The following is a 1,836-nucleotide window of genomic DNA, read 5'->3' as shown; positions in this document are numbered from 1 at the left end:
CCTAATCTTATTTTAGTTAAAAGGTATATAATGTCTAAATTTACAGTATGTCTGCCGATTTACCAATTCGAAAAATTATTCATGTTGATATGGATGCCTTTTATGCGTCTGTTGAGCAATTGGATAACCCTGAACTTAAAGGGAAAGCTATTGCTGTTGGCGGTGGTGGAAAACGTGGTGTAATAAGTGCCGCCAGTTATGAAGCTAGAAAATTTGGAGTAAAAAGTGCCATGTCTGGAAGTTTAGCAATAAAACTATGTCCAGATTTAATATTTGTGAAAACTAATTTTGAACGGTATACTGAAATATCTAAAAAAATTAGAAAAATATTTCATGAATATACCGATTTGGTTGAACCGCTATCACTCGATGAGGCTTATTTAGATGTAACACATAATAAAAAAGGAAACCCAAGTGCCTCTTTAATTGCTGAAGAAATTAGAGCTCGCATTTTAGAAGAAGTTGGTTTAACAGCTTCTGCAGGGATTTCTATTAATAAATTTATTGCTAAAGTTGCTAGTGATTATAACAAACCTAATGGACAAAAAACCGTTAATCCTGAGGAAGTTCTTCAGTTTCTAGAAGACTTAGACATTAGAAAATTTTATGGTGTTGGTAAAGTTACTGCTGAAAAAATGTACCAAAAAGGTATTTTTACAGGACTAGATTTAAAGAAAAAATCATTAGAATATTTAGATGAAAACTTTGGGAAATCGGGACGCTACTATTACGACGTTGTTAGAGGCATTCATAATAGTGAAGTAAAGCCGCATAGAACTCGTAAAAGTTTAGCTGCTGAGCGTACGTTTAGTGAAAACTTATCGTCTGAAATATTTATGCTTGAAAAGCTTGAGCATATTGCCGAAGAGGTTTCGCGTAGGTTGTTAAAAAGTAAAGTTGCTGGGAAAACAGTTACACTAAAAATAAAATATAGCGATTTTACTTTGCAAACAAGAAGCAAGACATTGCCGTATTATATTAGTGATAAAAGTGTGATTTTAGAAACCGCAAAAAATTTATTATATCAAGAAAAGTTGAGTAATTCTGTGCGTTTATTAGGGATTTCTATGTCCAATTTAAATACTGAAAAAAAGAAAAAACCAGAACTAAAAAAGAGTGTTAGTGTACAATTAAAATTTGAGTTTTAACCAAAATTGAAAAGCAAATAATTGATTACTTTTGGGTTTTGCCCGTTTTCAAATAAATGCTTTTAGAGCCAAAATCAACAATAGACAAACAGGACATGCCAGAAACAAAAGAACTCGAAATAATTAAAAAAAGTGCTTGGGATACCTCTGTAAAAGTAGAGGAAAATGGGTATTACTGGAATAATGAGCCTATTTTTAAAAAGGGTAGTAACATGGATTCTGAAAAACTAATTGTAGCAGAATTGTTTTGTGGTTGTGGTGGCACTTCATTAGGATTTGAAATGGCAGGATTTGAGACGATTTTGGGTTGCGATATTCACACGCCATCAATAAAAACGTTTCAAGCAAATCACCCAAATTGTTCAACAATAATTGGAGATATTAAAAAAGTAAATCCAGAGGTTATAAAAGAACTGCTTAATGGCCGACAGCTGGATGTTCTTATTGGTGGGATTCCTTGTCAAGGGTTTTCGTTAAACAACAGGAAAAGACACGAGCAAGATGATAGAAACTTTATGTATATGGAGTTTGCCCGTTTTGTTGAAGTTTTACAACCAAAAGTTGTTGTTTTAGAAAATGTTTCTGGAATGAAAAGTGTTGGAAGTTTCGTAAAAGATATTGAAACTCACTTAAGTGACATTGGAAACATGCAAGTAAAAAGTGAACTACTTTATGCTCCAGATTACGG

General features: G+C 32.8%; 2 protein-coding genes. Both read left to right on the top strand.

Translation table 11 applies throughout. From position 1 onward, the window contains the following. Positions 1-47: 47 nt before the first annotated feature. A complete protein-coding gene (gene dinB / locus WBN21_RS11430) occupies positions 48-1,148 on the top strand; it encodes a DNA polymerase IV (protein WP_424200381.1) in 1,101 nt (366 codons plus the stop codon). Between the two features lie 56 nt (positions 1,149-1,204). Beyond that, on the top strand, positions 1,205-1,836 hold a 632-nt coding region (locus tag WBN21_RS11425), incomplete at its 3' end, for a DNA cytosine methyltransferase (RefSeq protein ID WP_424200379.1).

This window comes from Algibacter sp., from assembly GCF_049667265.1.
Taxonomy (GTDB): Bacteria; Bacteroidota; Bacteroidia; order Flavobacteriales; family Flavobacteriaceae; genus Algibacter_B.
Note: the sequence above shows the minus strand (reverse complement) of the source record. Positions and strands in the feature narration are given on the sequence as shown.

Coding starts and splice junctions, on each gene's coding strand:
- dinB (WP_424200381.1), top strand. CDS start 48: ATGTCTGCCGATTTACCAATTCGAAAAATTATTCATGTTGATATGGAT.